The sequence below is a fragment of the Anaerosporobacter faecicola genome, from assembly GCF_012070565.1.
Lineage (GTDB): Bacteria > Bacillota > Clostridia > Lachnospirales > Lachnospiraceae > Anaerosporobacter > Anaerosporobacter faecicola.
Genome location: NZ_JAAQRO010000016.1, coordinates 1 through 2117 on the forward strand (window position 1 = coordinate 1; position 2117 = coordinate 2117).

General features: G+C 44.4%; 3 rRNA genes. All 3 read left to right on the forward strand.

Annotated features, from left to right (window positions below):
• A 16S ribosomal RNA gene (locus tag HBB17_RS08150) occupies window positions 1-627 on the forward strand; the annotation flags it as partial.
• A gap of 142 nt (window positions 628-769) precedes the next feature.
• Window positions 770-887 (forward strand): 5S ribosomal RNA (rrf, locus tag HBB17_RS08155).
• 392 nt (window positions 888-1279) lie between these two features.
• Window positions 1280-2117 (forward strand): 23S ribosomal RNA (locus tag HBB17_RS08160); the annotation flags it as partial.

The window sequence follows — 2117 nt, forward strand, 5'->3', positions numbered from 1 at the left end:
AGGAATTGACGGGGACCCGCACAAGCGGTGGAGCATGTGGTTTAATTCGAAGCAACGCGAAGAACCTTACCTAGTCTTGACATCCTCTTGACAGCATATGTAATGTATGTTTCCTTCGGGACAAGAGAGACAGGTGGTGCATGGTTGTCGTCAGCTCGTGTCGTGAGATGTTGGGTTAAGTCCCGCAACGAGCGCAACCCCTATCTTTAGTAGCCAGCAGTAAGATGGGCACTCTAGAGAGACTGCCAGGGATAACCTGGAGGAAGGTGGGGATGACGTCAAATCATCATGCCCCTTATGACTAGGGCTACACACGTGCTACAATGGTGATAACAAAGTGAAGCAGCCTCGTGAGAGTGAGCAAATCACAAAAATGTCATCTCAGTTCGGATTGTAGTCTGCAACTCGACTACATGAAGCTGGAATCGCTAGTAATCGCGAATCAGAATGTCGCGGTGAATACGTTCCCGGGTCTTGTACACACCGCCCGTCACACCATGGGAGTTGGTAATGCCCGAAGTCAGTGACCCAACCGTAAGGAGGGAGCTGCCGAAGGCAGGATCAATAACTGGGGTGAAGTCGTAACAAGGTAGCCGTATCGGAAGGTGCGGCTGGATCACCTCCTTTCTAAGGAAGAGAAGAAGTAAAGGTTGTTTTACTGTTGAGTTTTCAATCCAAGAATTGGTTATAAAATATACAGATTAAACATTGACAAATGTAAAAGCGTATAATACAATAATCAAGCTCTTAAAAAAGAAAACAAAATTTTTCTGGTGGCGATGCGTCTTAGGGACACACCCGTTCTCATCTCGAACACGATGGTTAAGACTTAGACGGCCGATGGTACTATACTGGAGACGGTATGGGAGAGTAGGTGGCTGCCAGATTAAAAAAGAAACAAGATATAGTAAAATCAAATAAGAATTATCCTAATTAGTCATTTGATATAAGTAATCTTATATGAGACAGAAAAGATAAGAGCAATTACTTATATGAAATGACTGATTATTGAGAAGTCAATGCAGTCACGTAAAAGAATTTATCGAAGATAAATCAGTTACGCTTGTACCTTGAAAACTACACATTGAATAAACAATCAAATATAAATTTGATTTGTCAGACATCTAAAACATCATGTTAGAATGAATGTTCAAACATGATAACAATGCAAAGTTAAAGAATTAAGACGTTTAAGGATTTAACGATGTAGATACTTACGAAAGTAAGGATCAAAACCCTTATGTTGCAACGCTATGTAACATAAGAGCAAATATTAGTTGGTTAAGCTAATAAGAGCACAGGGTGGATGCCTTGGCACTAAGAGCCGATGAAAGACGTGATAAGCTGCGATAAGCGTTGGTGAGGAGCAAATATCCTTTGACCCAGCGATTTCTGAATGGGGAAACCTAGCGGAGCAAACCTCCGTTACTGCATACTGAATCCATAGGTATGCAGAGGGAACCCGGGGAACTGAAACATCTAAGTACCCGGAGGAAAAGAAAGAAAACTCGATTTCCAAAGTAGTGGCGAGCGAAATGGAAAGAGCCTAAACCAGAGTGCGTGCACTCTGGGGTTATGGACCGCAATAAGTGAGTCGATTCTGTAGAAGAATGGTTTTGGAAAAGCCAGCCAGAGAGAGTGAAAGCCTCGTATTCGAAACGGATAGATAGCGAGCGGGATCCGAAGTACCACGAGACACGAGAAACCTTGTGGGAAGTCGGGGGGACCACCCCCCAAGGCTAAATACTACTTAGTGACCGATAGCGCATAGTACTGTGAAGGAAAGGTGAAAAGAACCCCGGGAGGGGAGTGAAAGAGAACCTGAAACCCTGTGTTTACAAGCTGTGGAACACCCTTATGTGGTGAACCGCGTACTTTTTGTAGAACGGTCCGGCGAGTCACGTTTACTGGCGAGGTTAAGAACAGAAAGTTCGGAGCCGAAGGGAAACCAAGTCTTAATAGGGCGAAAAGTGTTGAAATACACACTTACAAGTCAGTGTACGTGTACCCGAAACCGGGTGATCTACCCATGTCCAGGTTGAAGTTGCCGTAAAAGGCAATGGAGGACCGAACGCACATCCGTTGAAAAGGGTGGCGATGAGGTGTGGGTAGGGGAG